The 13,310-nt window shown below is 43.9% G+C and carries 20 protein-coding genes; 10 read left to right on the top strand and 10 right to left on the bottom strand.

Features of this window, described 5'->3' with window-relative positions; all coding sequences use genetic code 11:
* Positions 1 to 82: 82 nt before the first annotated feature.
* From J6I44_RS01605 to J6I44_RS01580, 6 genes are all read right to left on the bottom strand, one after another.
* Positions 83 to 967: an alpha/beta fold hydrolase gene (locus tag J6I44_RS01605; RefSeq protein WP_265764189.1), complete on the bottom strand. Its 885-nt coding sequence runs from the start codon at positions 965 to 967 to the stop codon at positions 83 to 85.
* A gap of 150 nt (positions 968 to 1,117) precedes the next feature.
* The gene (locus J6I44_RS01600; protein ID WP_265764188.1) at positions 1,118 to 1,792 is read right to left on the bottom strand and encodes a DUF899 domain-containing protein; all 675 of its coding nucleotides are present in this window, start codon (positions 1,790 to 1,792) and stop codon (positions 1,118 to 1,120) included.
* A gap of 47 nt (positions 1,793 to 1,839) precedes the next feature.
* Positions 1,840 to 2,247, bottom strand: coding sequence for a VOC family protein (locus J6I44_RS01595; protein ID WP_265764187.1), 408 nt, complete (start codon positions 2,245 to 2,247; stop codon positions 1,840 to 1,842).
* Between the two features lie 66 nt (positions 2,248 to 2,313).
* Entirely contained in the window at positions 2,314 to 2,736 is a 423-nt protein-coding gene (locus J6I44_RS01590) for a VOC family protein (protein WP_265764186.1), read from the bottom strand.
* A 66-nt stretch (positions 2,737 to 2,802) separates the two neighbouring features.
* Positions 2,803 to 3,228 carry a VOC family protein gene (locus tag J6I44_RS01585; protein WP_265764185.1) on the bottom strand — a complete coding sequence of 142 codons (426 nt, stop codon included), beginning with the start codon at positions 3,226 to 3,228 and terminating at the stop codon, positions 2,803 to 2,805.
* 113 nt (positions 3,229 to 3,341) lie between these two features.
* Positions 3,342 to 3,836, bottom strand: a complete 495-nt coding sequence (locus J6I44_RS01580) for a DinB family protein (protein ID WP_265764184.1) — start codon at positions 3,834 to 3,836, stop codon at positions 3,342 to 3,344.
* 156 nt (positions 3,837 to 3,992) lie between these two features.
* On the opposite strand from J6I44_RS01580, the gene J6I44_RS01575 reads away from it, so the two are divergent.
* Together J6I44_RS01575 and J6I44_RS01570 are read left to right on the top strand one after the other, a co-directional pair.
* On the top strand, positions 3,993 to 4,976 hold the full coding sequence (locus J6I44_RS01575; RefSeq protein WP_265764183.1) for a GlxA family transcriptional regulator: 984 nt from the start codon (positions 3,993 to 3,995) through the stop codon (positions 4,974 to 4,976).
* 287 nt (positions 4,977 to 5,263) lie between these two features.
* Complete coding sequence (locus J6I44_RS01570) at positions 5,264 to 6,139, top strand: DUF3078 domain-containing protein (protein ID WP_265764182.1); 876 nt, start codon at positions 5,264 to 5,266, stop codon at positions 6,137 to 6,139.
* A gap of 141 nt (positions 6,140 to 6,280) precedes the next feature.
* Here J6I44_RS01570 and J6I44_RS01565 read toward each other — a convergent pair whose 3' ends face one another.
* Entirely contained in the window at positions 6,281 to 6,649 is a 369-nt protein-coding gene (locus J6I44_RS01565) for a winged helix-turn-helix transcriptional regulator (RefSeq protein ID WP_265764181.1), read from the bottom strand.
* Positions 6,650 to 6,872: 223 nt separating this feature from the next.
* Here J6I44_RS01565 and J6I44_RS01560 point away from each other — a divergent pair, with 223 nt between their 5' ends.
* Positions 6,873 to 7,274 (top strand): DoxX family protein, encoded by a 402-nt coding sequence (locus J6I44_RS01560; RefSeq protein WP_265764180.1) that lies wholly within the window; start codon positions 6,873 to 6,875, stop codon positions 7,272 to 7,274.
* A 180-nt stretch (positions 7,275 to 7,454) separates the two neighbouring features.
* Here the strand turns inward: J6I44_RS01560 and J6I44_RS01555 are convergent, their stop codons facing one another.
* From J6I44_RS01555 to J6I44_RS01545, 3 genes are all read right to left on the bottom strand, one after another.
* Positions 7,455 to 7,943 carry an anthrone oxygenase family protein gene (locus J6I44_RS01555; protein WP_265764179.1) on the bottom strand — a complete coding sequence of 163 codons (489 nt, stop codon included), beginning with the start codon at positions 7,941 to 7,943 and terminating at the stop codon, positions 7,455 to 7,457.
* Between the two features lie 31 nt (positions 7,944 to 7,974).
* Complete coding sequence (locus J6I44_RS01550; protein ID WP_265764178.1) at positions 7,975 to 8,220, bottom strand: hypothetical protein; 246 nt, start codon at positions 8,218 to 8,220, stop codon at positions 7,975 to 7,977.
* 210 nt (positions 8,221 to 8,430) lie between these two features.
* Positions 8,431 to 9,057 (bottom strand): helix-turn-helix transcriptional regulator, encoded by a 627-nt coding sequence (locus tag J6I44_RS01545; protein ID WP_265764177.1) that lies wholly within the window; start codon positions 9,055 to 9,057, stop codon positions 8,431 to 8,433.
* Positions 9,058 to 9,257: 200 nt separating this feature from the next.
* Between J6I44_RS01545 and J6I44_RS01540 the strand changes: the two genes are divergently transcribed.
* From J6I44_RS01540 to J6I44_RS01510, 7 genes are all read left to right on the top strand, one after another.
* The gene (locus J6I44_RS01540; protein WP_265764176.1) at positions 9,258 to 9,863 is read left to right on the top strand and encodes a superoxide dismutase; all 606 of its coding nucleotides are present in this window, start codon (positions 9,258 to 9,260) and stop codon (positions 9,861 to 9,863) included.
* 67 nt (positions 9,864 to 9,930) lie between these two features.
* Positions 9,931 to 10,269, top strand: coding sequence for an antibiotic biosynthesis monooxygenase family protein (locus tag J6I44_RS01535; RefSeq protein WP_265764175.1), 339 nt, complete (start codon positions 9,931 to 9,933; stop codon positions 10,267 to 10,269).
* 22 nt (positions 10,270 to 10,291) lie between these two features.
* Positions 10,292 to 10,735 (top strand): Rid family hydrolase, encoded by a 444-nt coding sequence (locus J6I44_RS01530; protein ID WP_265764174.1) that lies wholly within the window; start codon positions 10,292 to 10,294, stop codon positions 10,733 to 10,735.
* Positions 10,736 to 10,788: 53 nt separating this feature from the next.
* Positions 10,789 to 11,205, top strand: a complete 417-nt coding sequence (locus J6I44_RS01525; protein ID WP_265764173.1) for a hypothetical protein — start codon at positions 10,789 to 10,791, stop codon at positions 11,203 to 11,205.
* 29 nt (positions 11,206 to 11,234) lie between these two features.
* The gene (locus J6I44_RS01520) at positions 11,235 to 11,831 is read left to right on the top strand and encodes a DUF6506 family protein (RefSeq protein ID WP_265764172.1); all 597 of its coding nucleotides are present in this window, start codon (positions 11,235 to 11,237) and stop codon (positions 11,829 to 11,831) included.
* Between the two features lie 24 nt (positions 11,832 to 11,855).
* Positions 11,856 to 12,446 carry an NADPH-dependent FMN reductase gene (locus J6I44_RS01515; protein WP_265764171.1) on the top strand — a complete coding sequence of 197 codons (591 nt, stop codon included), beginning with the start codon at positions 11,856 to 11,858 and terminating at the stop codon, positions 12,444 to 12,446.
* On the top strand, positions 12,443 to 13,276 hold the full coding sequence (locus tag J6I44_RS01510; RefSeq protein WP_265764170.1) for an arylamine N-acetyltransferase family protein: 834 nt from the start codon (positions 12,443 to 12,445) through the stop codon (positions 13,274 to 13,276). Before J6I44_RS01515 ends, J6I44_RS01510 begins: the two co-directional genes overlap by 4 nt.
* Positions 13,277 to 13,310 lie beyond the last annotated feature (34 nt).

Here is a 13,310-nt window from a genome sequence, read left to right as displayed (position 1 = left end):
TTAACGTCAGCTCGATATAAGAAATGATGATTGACGCTAATTGTGTTCTTATCTCGAAATAGGTTTTTCAACTATTGATCGTTTATTCATTTAGAAATTTATCGATCAGTTCAGCAGTAATTTCAGGCATTTTGCTATTTTCTTTTGTGGTAACGACTTCTCCGATATAGGAACCGTGGGTGCCCGGTAATATCATCAGTCGTGCATCGGGTATGAGCTGCGACATTTTTACGGCGTGCTCAGCTGTTATAATATCACGGTCTCCAACCATAATCAGGGTGCTTGCTTTTATGGAGCGCAGGTCATCATCCGGCCAATCCTGGAATGTGAGCATCCGCTCCTTGTCTTTATCGTGCATAACCTTCAGGTTATTTATATCAGCGGCCACTTGTATATAGGCTGTTTTTAAAGGTGCAGGCATATTCTCCAGTGTTGCTTTTTTCATCTGTTCCCAAAAACCCGGTACTAATCCCTCTTTTTCATAAAGGGCTGAGGCAACAATCAGTTTATTAACCACATCCGGATGCCTGATTCCAATTTGCATAGCCGTATTACCACCATTACTGAAGCCAAAAAAATTTGCTTTCTTGATATTAAGGTGAGCCATCAGGCCGGCTACATCATCTGCATCCTGTTCGAAGGATAAAGCTCCTGCCCGGTCACTGGTACGTCCGTGGGCCTGCAGTTCAACTGCAATGACTTTACGATCGTCAGCAAGAAATGGGAGGATATTCCCAAAACTGGTTTCGATAGTTGAACCGCCACCATGGATCAAGACCAGCGGTGTGCCTCCTGTTCCGTGAATTTCATAATACATCTTGAGCCCATTGATGGGAGCATAACCAGTAACAGGCTTATCAGTCTGTGCAAAAGCTGGGGCACAGGCAACAAACCACAAGACCACTGGTAAGACAAATAGCCAATTTTTGGTCGTTTCTTCGCTGATAATAACGTATTGACTATTCATGCTGATTGTTTTCTACGTTGGATTGGGTTCTGTTCTGTTTTGAAGATTGCTGTTGACGAGCTTTTTTTATTGTGAAGGCCGTCAGCCCTCCTGCCGAGCTACCTCCGGCTATGATTAAAGCGATGCATGCAGGACACATAGCTTCACCTCTCAGTCTTCATATTCATCATGAAGTTTCCACCAGGTATAGGGCTCGCTTTGTGGCCATCCTTCCGGTGAATCCTCCCAGTTTTCTTGCCGTCCGTAGGGCGTGAGGTCGAGCAGCCTGAAGTTGGTATCAAACAATTCTCCGCCACGCGCGGTGGTAAAGTAGGTGCGATACACATTATTTTCATCATCACGAATGAAAACGTTGACCGCGAACCCTTTGCCAGCACCGAAATCATCAGCAAAACGACGACCCTGGTCCGTGTACCAGGGGGCATCCCAGTCCATCCGCTGCTGCAATTCAGTGATTTCTTCTTGGGGTGCCGGTGACGTAAATACAAAGGTGGTGTCGCGTGCATTTACATGTACCAGGTTATGACCGATGTTATCCATGACCATGGAGCAGCCTTCACAGGGCGAGGCGCCGGGTTCAAGCATTGCGCAGTAAACGATAAGCTGCCGACGACCGTGAAAAAGGTCCAGCAGGGTAACATCTCCTTCAGGCCCAGTGAAAGTGTAGTCCTCTTCTACAAGAACCATGGGCAGGCGACGGCGTTCGGCAGCCAGTTTATCCAGCTCCCGAGTCAATTCTTTTTCTTTGGCAAGAAGTTTGTTACGGGCTTCCTGCCATTCCTCTTGTGATACAATTTCGGGTAGTGCTTCTTTTTCGTTTTTCATAGTGGTTTCTCCTAAGTTGTAAAGTGACAGAGTATTTCCGGTAAATGTTATTTACCGTTATAAAACACATTCCATTTGTGGCCGTCTAAATCTGCAAAGCCACAGCCATACCAATGCTTATTCCCCTTTATTGTCTGCGGCTTGCTAAACAGGGTGCCGCCTGCTTTTTTAACTGCTTCCGCCCATTCATCCACTTCTTCCTTGCTATCTGCGGAAAGGGTAAACATCACTTCATTGCCGTTCTCCAAATCCGCTATATCTCCACCCATGGATGGTTTCAAGCTTTCCTCCAAGAAAAAATGAACCACAAATTCATCCTGACCGACCAAAAAGCTAACCAGTTCATTTTCTTTGGAAAATTCCCCATTGGGCTTAAATCCCAGCTTTGTATAGAACTTGTGGGTACGTTCCAGATCTTTTACCGACAGGTTGGCCCAAACTTGTTTTGTTTTCATAATCATTTTTTCCTCTTTTGAGTTGGATTGTTATCAAAATTTCGTTCATAGCCCTGAGAAGCTCTTTTATTTATGCTTTTCCTTTTTATCAAAATTTAGCATCCACACTTTTCCAAATTTATCGTTTGTTACTCCAAAAAGGGCACCCCAGGATTTTTCTTCCAGTGGCTCGATGATAGTACCGCCATCGGAGAGCTCGTCAAAGCACCGCTTGATTTCCTTTTCGTTATCAAAATTTAGAGAGATAGCCATGTCATTTCCTGTGATGATTTCATCGGCTTGGGTCATATCCGTTGCCATTAACACAAAATCGCCTTTAGAAAGCAGGGAATGCATAATCTGATCTTGCATGCCCTCAGGACACTGGTCGGCGATGGGTGTTTCGGCAATGGTTTGGAAGGTCAATTCACCTCCAAAGCAAGTTTGATAAAAGGTCATGGCTTCACGACAGTTGCCGCCAAAGGTCAAATATGGATTCGCTTGTATCATGATAACTTTTCTTTTTATAGGTCAGTTAGTCTTTTAAAGGCTGACTGGCATCTTTAAAATTAGCTTCTACGCTTTATTTCCGGGATAGTACACCATCCAGCGGGTACCATACTTGTCGATAACCATGCCAAACAGTTCCGCCCATTCGGGTTCTTCGAGCGGCATTTCTACTTCTCCACCATCCGACAGATCATGGAACAATCGTTTTGTTTCGTCCAAACTTTCCGCTTCAAGATTGATATAAAAATTGTTGCCGGGATCATACGACTGTCCCCACGAGCCCATAACATCTGAGCCCAAGAGCATAGTGCCCCCGCCGATAGGTAGCCCTGCATTAGCAATTTTATCCAGGTCGTCGCCCGATGCTCCCATGTTATCGCCCATATCTTTAAAGCGAACGATATCGAGCTCACCGCCAAATACAGATTGATAGAATTTAAAGGCTTCTTCGCAATTTCCGTCAAAGTTGAGATATGGATTTACTGATTTCATGATTTTATTATTTGGTAATGGTTGTTAATACTAAGTGTAATTTTAGCGATCAGCCATTAGCTTTCAGTATGAATACACTAAAAGCTGACGGCTTCATATTCATAGCTTTTTGCTTAATCAAAACTCATGGGTGGCTTCCCAAATCCCCGCCGCAGGATACCTATTTGACCGATGTGGTAGGCAATATGATGATTGAGAAAGGCCCAAAGTTCACCGCGCGAATCTGCAAAGTCATCCATCGGTGCCGGTGGTTTTTGACTCAGGAATTTTGGGCTTAGGTTAACCAGCTTATTCCGGATGGGATCATGAACTGAGTTCCATTCGGTTTTTATCTCGTTGATTGATGGATAATCGATGTCATCTTTGGCCTCCGACTGCCCGGCACCGGCAAATAACTTATTCCACTTAGGTACAATGGAGGTTGCATCCGCCAGTAGGGCAATGCCGTACTGAGAGTTCAAAATATGTCCGGCCAAATATTTTACATGGTTGATGTTGGAATCATCATAAAGCCGTTGATTGGTTTCGGTATCGGTAAACCCATCCAGCACGTTGTTATACAAGCGTTGGTGTAAATCGAATTGCGTCAAAAGTTGATTCTTCATCATAAGTCCCTTTCCTGTTTTTAAACTTCTCTTGGCTTTCAATATTAATGTATAACTCCTGGCACTATGTTGCGGGGTGTAAATGCGCCAACCTCACGGGTTGAATACGACAAACTGATTCTGTAAAATGCAGATAACTATTACTTAAGATTCAAGGCCATGACACACATATCTATACTTATCCCGAGGGGACACACCAGCTTAGTCAATATTGCAGGCACGCACCAGATTTTTAATCAGGTGAACGGAATACGTGCTGATATGGGTAAGCCGCCCGTTTTTGATGTGCACCTGGTGGGGCTTGACAAAGAGGTTCCGCAATCGACCGGGCTATTTTCGGCACGGCCGGACTGCCTGCTGAAGGATGTGGATAAGACAGATTTGATGATCATTCCAGCCATTCACGATGATCCGCAAAAAGGGTATGAACAGAATAAGGAGTTTGTGCCATGGATAATCGATCAGTACAGAAAGGGTGCTGAAGTAGCAACCATGTGTGTGGGAGCGTTTTTCCTGGCGGAAACCGGTCTGCTTGATGGCAAGCAGTGTGCCACCCACTGGATGCATGCCCAAAACTTTAAACAGATGTATCCCAATGTTAATCTGGTGGATGAAAAAATTATGACAGAGGAAGACGGCATCTATACTAGCGGTGGAGCCTATGCATTCACGGATCTGTTGCTGCACCTTATCGAAAAGTATGCCGGTCGCGAAGAAGCCATTATGGCCTCAAAAGCGTTTTCTCTGGATATCAGCCGGGAAAGCCAGTCGGATTTTATCATTTTCGAGGGACAAAAAGATCACGAGGATGAAGCAATTAAAAAGGCCCAGCAGTATATCGAAAGTCACTACCAGGAGAAAATTCGGGTTGATAACATCGCTGACGAACTGGCCATGAGTCGACGAACCCTGGAGCGCCGGTTTAAAAAGGCTACCCATAACACGGTAACGGAATACAAGCAGCGAGTAAAAGTGGAAGCGGCCAAGCGAGAGTTGGAAACCAGTCGCAAAAATGTTTCCCAGGTGATGTATGATGTGGGCTATTCAGATACAAAGTCCTTCCGCAATTTATTTAGTCGTATAACGGGATTGACGCCGGTGGAATACCGTGAGAAATATAACAAAGAAGCAGTGGCGGTCTAAAATTACTTAGCTTTTCTCAGTCATCTTGTTTCTCATTATCTAAAAATTGGAACGGCTAAAATATTCCTTTGGTTCACACAGTCTATTTACGAGGAACTAATTTTGCTAACCTCCATTATAATATATAGGCATATTAGGGGACATAAAATAGGTATCAATACTACCATCAATTAGTATTAACGATACCTCCTAATAAAGTTTATATTTACAGGCAGATAATATTTTATCAAATTTTATTTCAGTAAATCCTATCAACGATAATAGTCACATATACAAATATTAGTAAGATGAAAAAAACGCTTCTATTAATTTTTATTATTGCCATTGCAGCAAGTACCAACCAACTAAAGGCTCAAGAGATTACATTTAGCGACACCCTTTCCGGGTGGGATTACAGCTGGGTAGCAGGATTGAATGGCTCACAAGCTTCCTACTCGAATTGGGCTAAAGGAGGGGTTAATAATATTAGTGGAAATGCACATTCAGCCATCACCGGCAAGTATCGAGAAGGTCGGTTTTCTTATGGCTCTCTTTTGAGTACCCGGTATGGGAAATCAAAAATTGAAGATCAAGGGACGCGAAAAACTGATGACCTGCTATTACTTAAAAATCGGTTCCTTTACAATCTTGCAAAAGAAGAAAGTGACTTTTCTCTGTTCGGAAATATTGATTTCAGAACACAATTCGACAAAGGCTTCGAATATGGTGCTGGTCCTGAGGGAGGAGATGTATTGATATCAAAATTTATGGCGCCGGCTTATTTTTCCCAGAATGCAGGCTTAGCCTATGTACCCAATGATATTTATAGTTTTGAAGCTGGTTTGGGAATGCAACAGACCATTGTGACGGATGATAATCTGGCAACAGTCTATGGGTTAGATGAAGGGTCAAACATCAGAAATGAAGCAGGCATTACCCTTGGGGCCAGCTATGAACATCCCATTGTTAAAAACTTTGTACTCAGCTCGAGCTTAGAAAGTTTTACCAACGTCAATCGGGCTATTTCAAGCACGGACATATATTTTTCAAATCAGCTTACCGGAAAGATCAACAGTTTTATGAATACCTCGCTCCGGTTTGAACTGGTGTATGATGACGATTTCTCGGAAGAGGTTCAGATGTTACAAGTGCTATCGCTCGGGGTTTCGTTTATCCTAATCTAAGTTTTCGATATTTCCTGCTCATCGGATGAGTGATATCAGCTATAGTTAGTGTACTATTTGCCAGAATTCTATCTTATTAAGAATAAATAATCCTCGGGGCTCTGCCCTGAGGTATTAAAATAGGAATGTGATATCATTTAGCTACTGAGCGGCCTCTTCCGTTTGTTTTTGATGCATCTCTCCCCATTCGGACATCTGCTGCAGCATGGGACGCATGGATACACCCAGCTTGGTCAGCTCATATTCAACGCGTGGGGGCACTTCCGGGTAGACGATACGGTTGATAAGCTCATCTTCTTCCAGTTCATCCAGCTGTTTGGCAAGCATACGTTCTGAGATGCCGGAAAGCTGATCTCGAATTTCGCTGAATCTCAGGGTCCCCTTCTCTACAATAGCCCATAGGATCCCGGCCTTCCACCGCCCGCCAATTAAGTTCAGCGTGTAGCCCATCCCGCAATTGGCGGTTATCTTTTTTTCATTAATCCAATTGGTTGAGTTCTTTTTTCTCATAGCTATTATTAACTATTTCCAAGTGTTCAAAAACTTCTGTCAGTTACATAATCAAAATAATCGCCCAAACCATTCAACTTAAAATGGTATTCACTGTTTACATGCTCTGGAGCCAAAACTTACAAAATTGTAAGGAGTTATAAACTCTGTAAGTACTTACATACGACTTTTAAAACGGATAGGTTTAGCCACAGAAAACGCTAAACGTAAATAAGCACACATTATGAAAAGTCAGAAAATATCCGTTCCACAATCATTAAGAAAAGCAGTTCATTGGATTGCATTAGCTATTGTCATTTATATTTTTGGCTATGCCGGACCCTACAAGATTTTGGGTGTTCCCAGTATGATGGAGGGAATGGCCAGCATGGGCTTTGGAACCACTATTACATTTCTCATAGGGCTTGCCGAAACCCTTGGTGTAATAGGCATTATTGCTGGTCTTTACTACCGGCCCCTCAAAATAATATCGCTCTTCTTGTTATGGCCATTTGCGATAGGCGCCTTCACCGTCCATATGAGTTATCATCATCCATTCTCCGTTTATTTGAATTCGTTGCTGGTCTGTACCATGCCACTGGTCATTCTCTGGACAGATGAGAAGTTTAAATTGGTCCTTAGATAGAGCTATTAATGTCACTTTAGTCAACACAAAATTACTTCTACTATGAACACATAACCTAAACTTGGCTCCCCGGAAAATTCCGGGGAAATTCTAAAACATTACTCCCGACAGCTTCCTTGCTGGCCTGTAGATTAAGCCAAGGAATTGTGCAGCTCCCTTTGTCAATGGATTTTAAAATTGCTAATGCAAAAGAAGGGTTGCGGTAATGGTCAGCACCAGCGTTACGGTAGAAGCAATTGTTCGTACATGGTTTAATCGGTTCCAGCGAGATTCAAATCCCTCGCGAATCTTAAACATGTCATCTTCGGAAACTGAGGCTAACTGAAAACTTTCAAGCTTGTTATTAAGTGGTACATTACCAGAAATAGTTACGCCTATGACGCCGACCCAGTAGACAATGGTGGCGCCGACCAATAACTCAAAAACCAATGCAACACCATGGAATAGGTATGACGATAGCGGAAGAAGCAGGGCTGCACCGAAGAAAATGCTAAAAAAGAGTGGATTTTGAATCGCTCGATTCATGGATTGCATAGCTGTTATAAACACCCTGTCTGGGACCCGGGATAATCCGGGCATTACCGAGCACGACCAGGCAAAAAACAGTCCGGCCGTAAGTCCCGTAAAGGTTACCATACCAATAAGGATAATCAGCTTTATCGTTTCCATAGAAATGCTTTTAAAAAGTTTTTTTTCCAGTTCACATTAATCGAGCCCCGGTGAAGCCGGCTTTATGTAGCTGTTCAATCATACGTTGTGCACTACTTCGAGGATGACATTCTACCCTTAACACATTGTCACAATCTTCTAAATCCACATCTACTTGGTAAATGTAATCATCATCAAGCAAAGTGCCTTGAATATGATTGACCTTAGCCGGAGTATCAATGTTTGATTTAAAGACCAGAACCTTCAGGTTATCCGCGATAATGTTATTTCCCATCATAGATCGTATTTACACCAATAGTTGTCTTTTTTCAATGATAAATGCTCGAACTGACAACCCTATGTCAATAATCTGAAAAGTTATCCTTATAGCATTTGTAACAGGGTATTACCCCAATTTAGCTATCAATGACCATACCAAATTGTACAAATGCGACATTTTTTTGATCTATGAGAGGCCTTCCTAGATATCGAAAAGTCACCGCTGTCATTATTTGGCAATACGGTAGGCACAGCGCCGCGCTCCCTTTATGATGTGTTCCTCTCGTTGAATATCGACCTCCTCTCCCAGCACCTCTTCAAAAATATTAAGTTCAGCCTGGCAGAATTGTTGGCATGTTTCAGCAGCTGCACAGATGGGGCAGTGATTTTCAACAAACAGGAAACTATCCTCTTTCTCCTGGTACTCGGCCATATAGCCTTCCCGGCTTCGGATTTCCGTCAGTTTAGCCACTTTTCCTTCCAGGGTATCGCATTCTTTGAGCTCCTCCTCGTATTCAGCCAGCGTACGCTTTTCGTTCGCATTGATAACGTCTTGAACGGCTTCATCCCCCAGTGTTTGTCGCATCATGGCTATAAGGTTGACAGTCATATTTGCATGTCGATCAGGGAACCGGGCATGTCCTTTTTCTGTGAGTGACCAAATTTTTTTAGGCCGGCCACGTCCCTCTGCTTTCGACTGCGACTGCACTAATCCTTCTTTTTCCAACTTCAGAAGATGAAATCGAGCCCCCTCTTTGGTCACATCCATCTCTTCCGCGATAGCAGAAAGAGGCTGAGCCCCCCGGGTCTTCAGAATCCAGACGGCGCGTTCATGACTTGGCAATTCATTTTTCATAATAAACAAAGCATTTAATTGGACAACTTTTTCAAAGTACTGAATAAGCCTTCAAAAAGAAATTAAAAGCCCCTTTGCAATTATTTATCGACCGCATAAAAAGAAATTATCACAATAAACAAAGCATTTATTTGGTTTAATAGCGAGAATTTTTAGATTAGCGGGTGAACAGGAACAATACTTGAAACTAAAGATCAATTATGAGTTACCAACTTCCAACACTTTCATTCGAATACGACGCCCTGGAACCCGTTATCGATGCCCAAACAATGGAGATCCATCACACCAAACACCATCAGGGATACACCAACAAATTCAATAATGCTATAGCAGGTACTAAGTTGGAGGATGCCTCCATTGAGGAGGTCCTCTCCAATGCATCTGAACATTCGGATGCTGTCCGTAACAACGGTGGTGGATATTATAACCACCGTCTTTTCTGGAGTATTTTGGCTCCTGAAGGAAAAGAGGCACCTGAAGGAGCGTTAGCGGAAGCTATTGATCAGGCGTTCGGCTCGTTTGAGGCCTTTAAAGAACAATTTGCGGATGCAGCCGGCAGTCAATTTGGTTCGGGATGGGCCTGGCTGGTCGTGACTGCTGATGATGAGTTGGTGATTACATCTACAGCTAATCAGGACAATCCATTGATGGATGTCGCAGGTACGCAGGGCACACCGATCCTGGGGCTTGATGTCTGGGAGCACGCCTACTATCTCAACTATCAAAATAAGCGCGGTAGCTATGTCGAGGCGTTCTGGAAGGTCGTAGACTGGGATGCTGTAGAGGTAAACTACCAAGAAGCTTAACGACTAAAACTGTAATTCCGAAACCTCCGGGGAATTCAAAATCCCCGGAGGTTTAATCTCTGATATTATGCCCATGGGTCAACCAGAAAAACGCATCCACATTGACAAGTTTACAGTTCCAAAGCAAGGAATTGAGGAGTTCACCAAACGACTGCGGAAAAACCCGAATATCATCAAAAAGCTCCCCGGATTTATTAAGCACGAGGTGTATCAGCGGAGGGATGAGTCGGGCAACCTAATTTGCATGACGATAGCTGAGTGGGAAAGCGCAGAAGCACTGGAAAATGCTAAGAAGACCGTGAAGGCTGCGTATGAGGAAGAGAATTTCGATCCTGCTGAAATGTTTGAACGCCTCGGTATTACCGCCGATCGTGGAGTTTACTCTATAATGAAAGAAAATATATAACTCTGAGAATACGCAAGAAACTATGAACACCAATCAAGCTGAACAGAAGAAGCACGAAATATCCAACCCAACAACATTATATGATCCTACGGACTTCGGCTACTCGCATATAGCTACCGTACCGCCCAACAGTACCATGATCTATGTAGCCGGACAAGGCGGCGGGCAGCACCAGCAAGATACTATTGCCAACTTCCGAAGCCAGGTGCATCAGGCCTTTGAAAATCTAAGGCTGGCGCTTGCTTCCCAAAATAGCTCTATGCAGGATGTTGTGAAGCTTACTACGCTGGTGGTTAACCACAATAAGGATAAACACCGGGTGCTCATTGAAGAGTCTCTAAACCATTGGTCAGACAAGAAATTTCCAACCCAAAGCCTCATTCCTGTATCACGGCTGGCTGTAGAAGGTATGTTGTTTGAAGTAGAAGCCATCGCTGCCAAGCAGCAGGATAAGAACCAAGACTAATTTTAAAGTTAACCTCTTAATTAATTTTAATTACCAAATAGTATCTACCTATTATGCTTAACCACTCATTATTTCCCAAGAAAGTAGTAACAGTAAGCCGATTTTTGTTAGGATTTATGTTCTTCGTTTTCGGCCTCAATGGATTTTTCCATTTCTTGCCTCAGCCAGCCATGCCCGAGCAAGCGGCTCAGTTTATGGGTGCCCTGGTCCAATCCGGGTATATGATGCCGCTTGTTTTTGCGGTACAGCTTTTCGCCGGCATTTCACTCCTTGCTAACCGGTTCGTTCCACTGGCGCTCATTCTGCTGGTGCCCGTAATCGTAAATATCATCGGTTTCCATCTGTCGCTGGCTCCCGCCAGTATTGTACCCGGTGTAGTAGCAGCTGTACTCAATTTATATCTGTTGGTAGCCTACTTGCCTGCATATAAACCGATGCTGCGTGTGCAACCTACGCGTCCGGAATCCTAAAATAAATAACTATTAATACTTGAAAAGCTATGGATAAGAACAGAAGCAGAGCCCTTATTTTTGCTGGAGAATACTCCGAACTTCGCGCTCTGAATCATAACTACATTGCCTATGCGCCCAACCCATCCTCAGCAGCAGAACTTGCCGGTACGTTAACCAAAGACAAGGGAGTGGCATCCATCGAACTTTGTGGAGGCACAGGCCTTGGTTGGATTTCCGCTGTTCGTTCGGTCGTGGAGGATGATATTCCCGTGGGACTGGTGACTTATCCTTTTGAGGTACTCATCGATATCGCAAAACTGAAAGAACGGTACCAATCCACAGCTAACCAGACAGAAGAAAAGGAAGTATTCATTATCCTGGACGAACATGCTGATCCACAAACCGACCGCATAGAAGAACGGTATGAGGGTGGTCAAGTGACTTACGTAGCTGTTAGTGATACCCTGCAGGCCGTCAGGCTGGCCAGCAAGGTAGCCGAAGATGGTGCTACACTTATTGAACTATATGGCGGGTTCGATTTTGAAACTGCGGATACTATCCATGAAGTAACCAATGGGGATGTTCCCATAGGCATTGCAACTTTTGGATTCTATGCTGGATTCGGGTTCCCCGATAAATCATAACACAAACCACAAACATTTGATATTATGAAAGTTGCTATAATTTTGGGCAGCGCTAGAAAGGGAAGACAAACACATAAAGCTGCCTATTACCTGCATAATGAACTTCAGGATCGAGATATCAAAAGTGATCTGATTGATCTGGCTGAAACTTCGCTGCCCATATTTGAAGAAAAGCTCCAAAATCATCCAGACAGTCTCACGCAGGCTTCCAAGATAAGCCAACGGATGAACGAGGCCGATGCTCTCATTTTTATTACACCAGAATATCATGGCAGCATCTCGGGTGTGCTCAAAAATACGTTAGACTATTTCTGGAGTGAGTTGCAGAAGAAACCTATTGGTGCTGTGGCTACTTCGTCAGGTAAAATGGGTGGTATCAATGCATCACGACACCTTCAGCAAATAATTTTGAGTATAGGCGCTTTTCCGATGCCGTTAAAATGGCTGGTGCCCCGGGTTCATCGTTCCTTTGATGAAAACTATTGCCCGAAGAGTGATAAAATAGAAAGTTCGGGACAAAAATTTCTGGATGAATTCCTGTGGTTTGCCGATGCCTTATATCAGAAAAAGATTGATGATGCTTTGCGTTTTAATATTAATGAGGAGGCTGCATGATGTCAGCAATAAATCTGGACAACTATTTCGAACGAATTGGATATGAAGGAACACCAACGCCCACCCTGGATACGTTACGCATTCTCCATGAGAAGCACACGGAAGCCATCCCATTCGAGAATCTTAATCCACTACTGGCATTGCCGGTGAAGTTGGATTTGCAATCGCTGGAAGACAAGATGATCCAAAACCAACGGGGCGGCTACTGTTTTGAACAGAACCTACTGTTCCGCAATGTGTTGCAACAGATTGGTTTTGAAGTGAAGGGGCTGGCCGCCCGGGTTCGGTGGAATAAATCGGAAGAGGAGATGACACCCCGCGGACATATGCTCCTGTTAGTTCAGGTGGAAGGTAGAAGCTATATCGCAGATGTGGGTTTTGGCGGATCGACGCTTTCAGCCCCAATGTTGCTGGAGCCGGATATGGTTCAACAGACCCCACATGAGCCCTATCGGCTTGTTCAAAAAGAGGAAGAATACCTGTTACAGATACAGATAAAAGAAGAATGGAAGGCGCTTTACCAGTTTGGTCTGCAGGAACATTATCAGCCGGACTACGAACTCACCAGCTGGTACCTCTCTCATCACCCGGAATCCCATTTCGTGAATGATCTGATAGCAGCCCGAACCGCTCCGGGGCGTCGTTATGTGTTATCTGGCAATACGTTTAAGATCCACCATTTGGAGGGCCCAACCGAGGAGCAAACCCTTGAAACGGCCAATGAATTACGGATTGTGCTCGAAAATGAATTTAAACTCGCTCTACCGAATGTAGAAAAGCTAAGATCGACCCTGAAGCAAAAAACGGGTCACCAGGAAACTGTCTTATAGGGAGCTTTGCAAAGGCCCCTGATAAATCAATAAG

This window comes from Fodinibius salsisoli, assembly GCF_026229185.1.
Lineage (GTDB): Bacteria > Bacteroidota > Rhodothermia > Balneolales > Balneolaceae > Fodinibius > Fodinibius salsisoli.
Note: the sequence above shows the minus strand (reverse complement) of the source record. Positions and strands in the feature narration are given on the sequence as shown.